This window comes from Aeromicrobium sp. PFPM2_SD2 (assembly GCF_057364525.1).
This window is the reverse complement of record NZ_JBNFNZ010000114.1, coordinates 1-6,372: the sequence shown is the minus strand read 5'-3', so window position 1 is coordinate 6,372 and position 6,372 is coordinate 1. Positions and strand designations below refer to the sequence as shown.

Below are 6,372 nucleotides of genomic sequence, written 5' to 3'. Positions count from 1 at the left end.
CCGCGCGCGCCACGGCGGCGTTCGCGATCGGGTCCGAGGAGCCGGCGCCGGCGAGCACGAGCCCGTCGAGCTCGCGCACCCGGTTGGCCCGCAGCGCCTCGCGCAGGCGCTCGTCCAGGATCTGGAAGAACGCCTGCTCGATGCCCAGGACGTCCGTCACCTGGATGTGGATGCCGTCGTGACGCGCCTCGGCGGCGGCCGCGGCCTGCGGCACGTCCACCTTGGCGTGGTACGCCTGCGTGAGCAGGAGCGGGACCAGGACGATCTCGGAGTGGCCCTCGGCCACGAGGCGGTCCACGACCTGGTCGAGCGACGGCTCGGACAGGTCGAGGAAGGCCGGTGCCACGCGCAGGTCGGGTCGCATGCACGCGACCCTCTCCGTCAGGGCAGTGATGGTGGCGGCCGATCGGGGATCGCGGCTGCCGTGCGCCAGGACGACGAGTGCTGGTGCGGTCATGTGCGTGCCTCCCTTCCAGGGGCGTTCGTGGTGGACGGGCTGAGGATGCCCAGGTGCTTCACGGCGAAGGCGCGTCGACAGGCGCGACACTCCCACTCGCCGTGCTTCTGGCCGTGCGGCCAGAGGTTCTCGTCCGCGCAGTAGGGGCAGTGCAGGGGAGCGTTCCCGCTCATCGCAGGACCTCCTCGTCCGCACGCGCCACCCAGCGCGCGAAGGTCTCGTCGGAGTCGCGCTGCTCCAGGAAGGTGCGCGACAGCTTCTCGACGTAGTCGGGCAGCTCGGTCGCACTCACCTTGTGGGCGCGCAGCTTGCGGCCGAAGCCGGCCTCGAGGCCCAGGGCGCCACCGAGGTGCACCTGGAAGCCCTCGACCTGCTCGCCGTTCTCGTCCAGGACGAGCTGGCCCTTGAGCCCGATGTCGGCGGTCTGGATGCGGGCGCAGGAGTTGGGGCAGCCGTTGACGTTGATCGTGATCGGCACGTCGAGCTCGGGCACGCGCTGCTGCATCTCGTCGACCAGGGCCGTGGCCCGGTCCTTGGTGTCGACGATCGCGAGCTTGCAGAACTCGATGCCGGTGCACGCCATCGTGTTGCGGCGCCACTGCGACGGGCGGGCCTCCAGGCCGATGGCCGCGAGGTCGGCGACCAGCGCCTCGACGTCGGACTCCTCGACGTCCAGCAGCAGGAGCTTCTGGTGCGCCGTGGTGCGGATGCGCGTGAGGCCGTGACGCTCGGCGACGTCGGCCAGCTCGGTCAGCAGCGTGCCCGAGACGCGGCCGACGACGGGGGCGACGCCGACGTAGAAGCGTCCGTCCTTCTGCCGGTGGACGCCGACGTGGTCGCCGGGGACCTCGGGCAGCTCGGGCGCGGGCCCGTCGATCATCGGGCGCTTCAGGTACTCGTCCTCCATGACCTGGCGGAACTTCTCCGGGCCCCAGTCGGCGACGAGGAACTTGATGCGGGCGCGCGAGCGCAGGCGGCGGTAGCCGTAGTCGCGGAAGGCGCCGGCGACGGCGGCCCAGACCTCGGGCACCTCGGCGTCGGGGATCCACGCGCCGAGCCGCTGCGCGAGCATCGGGTTGGTCGACAGGCCGCCGCCGACCCACAGGTCCCAGCCCGGGCCGTGCTCGGGGTGGACGACGCCCACGAAGGCGATGTCGTTGATCTGCGGCACGGTGTCGTGGCTCGGGTGGCCGCTGATCGCGGTCTTGAGCTTGCGCGGCAGGTTCGAGTACGCCTGGTCGCCGATGTACTCGCGCTCGATGCGCTCGATCGCGGCGGTGCCGTCGATGATCTCGTCGGCGGCCACGCCGGCGACGGGGGAGCCGAGGATGACGCGCGGGCAGTCGCCGCACGCCTCTTGCGTGTGCAGGCCGACGGCCTCGAGGCGCTGCCAGATGGTCGGGACGTCCTCCACCCGGATCCAGTGGTACTGGACGTTCTGCCGGTCGGTCAGGTCGGCGGTGTCCCGGCCGTACTCGGTGGAGAGCTCACCGATGGTGCGCAGCTGGGCGACGTCGAGCTGGCCGCCGTCGATGCGCACGCGCAGCATGAAGTAGGAGTCCTCGAGCTCCTCGGGCTCCAGCGTCGCGGTCTTGCCGCCGTGGATGCCGGGCTTGCGCTGGGTGTACAGCCCCCACCAGCGGAAGCGCCCGCGCAGGTCGGACTTGTCGATCGAGTCGAAGCCCCGGTGGGCGTAGATGTTCTCGATGCGGGCGCGGACGTTGAGCGGGTTGTCGTCCTTCTTGGCCTGCTCGTTGGCGTTGAGCGGCTCGCGGTAGCCCAGGGCCCACTGGCCCTCGCCGCGCTTGGGGCGGGGGCGTCGCGGGGTGGTGGTCGGTGCCGGTGCCATGAGTCCTCGTCAGGGTCGGGGCACACGGCACGGGCAGGACGCGAGGTCGGGCTCGGCCGCGCGCCGGGAGCAGTGCTGGGGTCGCGCGGGACTCAGCGACACATCATGCTGCGGGAACGACCGAGGTCCACGTGGAGTCGCTCCACGAGGTGGGTCGTCGTCGCGTTCAGCATGGGTAGGAGTCTGGCCCGGCGCGTCCGCCGGGCACAAACTCGGTTCTCACCATGTGGGACGATTGACCATAGAGTGAGACGCCGGTGACAGAAGCGCTGATTTTCCCATGGTTTTGCGGCCGCCTCCTCCCCATGGGGCGGTGAGCTGGCAACCCACAGCGCACCTCTTTCCGTTGCCAGGTCACCGCTTCGCCGGGGTGAGGTTGCTAGGTCACCGCTCCGCGGGCGGTGGGCTCAGGCCTGGGGCAAGGCGCGCTGGGCGACGTGTGCGAGGTCCAGGCCGGACGGCAGGGTGCCCAGGACGCCGGACCAGTCGCCGCCCAGGCGCGAGGCGCAGAACGCGTCGGCCACGTGCGGGTCGCTGTCGCGCAGCAGCAGCGCCGCCTGCAGGCACACGGCCATGCGCGACGCGAATGCGGCGGGCACGGGCCTCGGCGTGCTCCAGCGAGGCGAGCTCGGTGAGCACGTCCTCGACCGCAGCGTCCAGGCGCCGGTCGCGCCGCGCACGGCGCCCACCTCGGTGATCCAGGCGTCGAGCGACTCCGGCTCGCGGGTCAGGGCGCGCAGGACGTCCAGGGCGTTGACGTTGCCGCTGCCCTCCCAGATGGAGTTGAGCGGCGACTCGCGGAACAGCAGCGGCATGCCCGACTCCTCGACGTAGCCGTTGCCGCCCAGGCACTCCAGCGCCTCGGCGACCATGAACGGCGTCCGCTTGCAGACCCAGAACTTGGCCAGCGCCGAGCCGATGCGGCGCAGCGCCTGCTCGTGCGCGTCGTGCGGCCGGTCCGAGGCGGCGGCCAGGCGCAGGCCGATGCGGGTCGCGGCCTCGCTCTCGACGCCAAGTCGGCCAGGACGTTCACCATCGCCGGCTGGTCCGCCAGCGTGCGTCCGAACGCTGCCCGGTGCGAGGTGTGCCAGGCCGCCTCGGCCAGCGCCTTGCGCATGATGCCGGCCGAGCCCAGCACGCAGTCGACGCGCGTGGCCGAGACCATGTCGATGATCGTGCGGATGCCGCGCCCCTCGTCGCCGAGCCGCACGGCCCACGCGCCGTCGAGCTCGAGCTCGCTGGACGCGTTCGAGCGGTTGCCCAGCTTGTCCTTGAGCCGGACGATCGAGATCGCGTTGCGGGTGCCGTCGGGCAGCACGCGCGGCACGACGAAGCAGCTGATGCCGTCCGGCGCCTGCGCGAGCACCAGGAAGACGTCGTTCATCGGCGCCGAGGTGAACCACTTGTGGCCGTGCAGCAGGTACTCGCCGTGCACGGACGTCGGCGTGGCGGTGCTGACGTTGGTGCGCAGGTCCGAGCCGCCCTGCTTCTCGGTCATGCCCATGCCGGCGAGCAGTCCGGCCTTCTCGGCGGCCGGGCGCAGTCCGAAGTCGTACGTCGTGGACGCCAGGCCCGGCGTCCACTGCTTGGCGATCGCGTCGTCGGCACGCAGGGCGGGGACGACGGCGTAGGTCATCGTGATCGGGCACATGTGGCCCTGCTCGACCTGGCCCCACGTGATGAACCCGGCCGCGCGCTGCAGGTGGGCGACCGGGCTGGTGGACGTCCACGGCGCCGCGGTGAGCCCGAAGCCGACGCCGTGCTCCATGAGCCAGTGCCAGGACGGGTGGAAGGCCACCTCGTCGACCCGGTTCCCGAATCGGTCGACCGTGCGCAGGACCGGCTCGTTCTCGTTCGCCAGGTGCCAGTGCTCGCGGGCCTCGAGCGAGCCGGCCAGGCGTCCGACCGGGTCGAGGTACCCGTGGACGTCCGCGGCGTGGTCGCCGGCGTAGGCGTCGACCGCGTCGACGAGGGCCCGGTCGCCGGCGGCGGCGTGGTGGACGAGCGGCGTGGCCTGGTTCTGAGGTGCGCGCTGGCGGGGATCCATGCCGTTACCGTAGGCGCCATGGTGGCCGACTCGGTAGGCGTGCGCCTGCGTCGGCTCGTGACGCAGACGGTCGCGGCCTGCCTGCGCTACCGGGTCACCGGGCTCGCCGCCGAGGCCGCGTTCTTCGCCATCCTGTCGCTGCCGCCGCTCGTCTTCGGCCTGGCCGGCACGATCGGCTACGTCGCCGAGCAGTACGAGGTGGCGCAGGTCGACGTGCTCAAGGACCGCGTCCTCGACATCGCGTCCCGGGCGCTGACCGACAGCACCGTCGACGCGGTCATCGCGCCCACCCTGGACGACGTGCTGTCGGGCGGACGGATCGACGTCGTCTCGATCGGCTTCGTGCTGGCGCTGTGGTCCGGTTCGCGGGCGCTCAACGTCTTCCTCGACACCATCTCGATCATGTACGGCCGGGGAGGGGAGCGGGGCATCATCGCGACCCGGGCGCTGTCGTTCGCCCTGTACGTCGTGGCCCTGCTGATCGGCATCGTGCTCGTGCCGCTGGCGCTCGCCGGGCCGGACGTGGTGCGCGACGTCGTGCCCGAGGACGTGGCGTTCCTGCGCGAGCTGTACTGGCCGACCGTGCTGGTGGTGTCGACCGGCTTCATGGCGACGCTCTACCACGTGGCCGTGCCCGGACGCTCGTCCTGGCTCACGGGCATGCCGGGGGCCGCGTTCACGCTCGTCATGTGGGTGCTCGGCAGCATGTTCGTGCGGTGGATCCTGGGCTACACGAGCGGTGGCTGGTCGATCTACGGGCCGCTGGCGGCGCCGATCGCGGTGCTGCTGTGGCTGTACGTGCTGGCGTTCTCGATCCTCATCGGCGCGGCGCTCAACGCGGCGGTCAACCGCGAGCGGAGCGCCGCGCCGGTGAGGGAGACGACGGGCTGGGTCAGCGCAGCACGACGCGCAGTCGGATCTGCTCTCGCTCGCCGACGCGCTCGCTCGTGAGCACAGCGTGGTCGACCGCGCCGAGCTCGGGGACGGCCTCGTCGAGGTCCAGCTGACGGACGTCGACGATGCCCAGCATCGTCAGGGCGTCCAGGTCCAGGTCGTCGCCCAGGCGGGCGAACAGGCCGGACTCGGTGAACGGCTCGGACGTGTCGACCTTCGCCCTGGGTGTGGCGACGCGGACGAATCCGTCGCCGGCGCCGCTGAGCCGGGGCTGCGTGCCGGCGCGGGAGTCGGCCGTCCAGAAGTCCGCGTCGCTCCGGCGTGACAGCTCGGCCTGCTCGCGTGCCGCCCGAAGCTCGGCCAGGCCGCGTGCGCGCTCGGCCTCGAACGACGCCACCTCCTCAGGCGTCGGCTCGTAGCTCCCGTAGTACTGGTCCATGTCGCGCACCTGCGCGTAGGCCCGCTCGAGCTCCTCCAGCTCGGCGTCCGAGACCGGACGCGGTCCCACGAAGGCCTCCAGCAGCTGGATGATCGACTCGATGCCGTCCTCCACCTCCTGGGAGTCGGCGTGGACGACACCGCTCGGCTCGCCGGTGGCGGACATCACGGCTCCGAACGGCTTCGCCGCCAGCTCCTGGAAGGGGACCAGCCCCATCTGCTCGCCGAGGGCCACCTGGTCGGCCGTCGGCACGCCGCCCGGCGTCGCCAGCACGGCTGCGGCGTCGGCCGGCAGCTTGTCCAGGATGTCGCGCACGGTCACGCCCGAGTCGGACGACTCGGTCGGCTCGGTCGTCGCGACCAGCTCCAGTGCGTCGTCGCCGGCGCGCAGCGTCGCACTCGTGGTGCCCTCCAGGCCCGCGAGGTCCTGGTCGCTCATCCCGGCCAGCTCCCCGACGGCGGCCAGGGAGGTGAAGTCGGCCCAGGCGGTCACCGGTCCCTCGTCGCCGAGGCCCTCGACGTCCCGCACGAAGTCCTCGTCCTCGGACAGCGGCTCGAGGCCGTCGTCGCCGGGCAGCACCGGCATCGCGCCGTCGCTGGCGACCAGCCATCCGCCGTCGGCCTCGACGAACCGAGCGTCCACGGTCTGGCCGTCGCCGCAGTCGTCCACGGCGGCGAGCGCTTCGC

General features: G+C 72.1%; 4 protein-coding genes and 2 pseudogenes. 1 reads left to right on the top strand and 5 read right to left on the bottom strand.

Features of this window, described 5'->3' with window-relative positions:
* The 4 genes and pseudogenes from AC2W7G_RS07400 to AC2W7G_RS07385 all read right to left on the bottom strand — a co-directional run.
* Positions 1-457, bottom strand: a 457-nt coding sequence (locus AC2W7G_RS07400) for a sirohydrochlorin chelatase (RefSeq protein ID WP_485867863.1), incomplete at its 3' end; no start/stop codon positions are given.
* Positions 454-630 (bottom strand): hypothetical protein, encoded by a 177-nt coding sequence (locus AC2W7G_RS07395; protein ID WP_485867862.1) that lies wholly within the window; start codon positions 628-630, stop codon positions 454-456. The genes AC2W7G_RS07400 and AC2W7G_RS07395, both read right to left, overlap by 4 nt.
* The gene (locus tag AC2W7G_RS07390) at positions 627-2,306 is read right to left on the bottom strand and encodes a nitrite/sulfite reductase (protein ID WP_485867861.1); all 1,680 of its coding nucleotides are present in this window, start codon (positions 2,304-2,306) and stop codon (positions 627-629) included. The genes AC2W7G_RS07395 and AC2W7G_RS07390 overlap by 4 nt, the downstream gene beginning before the upstream one ends.
* Before the next feature lie 407 nt (positions 2,307-2,713).
* A pseudogene (locus AC2W7G_RS07385) lies at positions 2,714-4,353 on the bottom strand (acyl-CoA dehydrogenase family protein).
* An 18-nt stretch (positions 4,354-4,371) separates the two neighbouring features.
* Between AC2W7G_RS07385 and AC2W7G_RS07380 the strand changes: the two are divergent.
* Positions 4,372-5,304: a YihY/virulence factor BrkB family protein gene (locus AC2W7G_RS07380; RefSeq protein ID WP_485867860.1), complete on the top strand. Its 933-nt coding sequence runs from the start codon at positions 4,372-4,374 to the stop codon at positions 5,302-5,304.
* Here the strand turns inward: AC2W7G_RS07380 and AC2W7G_RS07375 are convergent.
* A pseudogene (locus AC2W7G_RS07375) lies at positions 5,246-6,372 on the bottom strand (hypothetical protein); the annotation flags it as partial. The gene AC2W7G_RS07380 and the pseudogene AC2W7G_RS07375 overlap by 59 nt on opposite strands.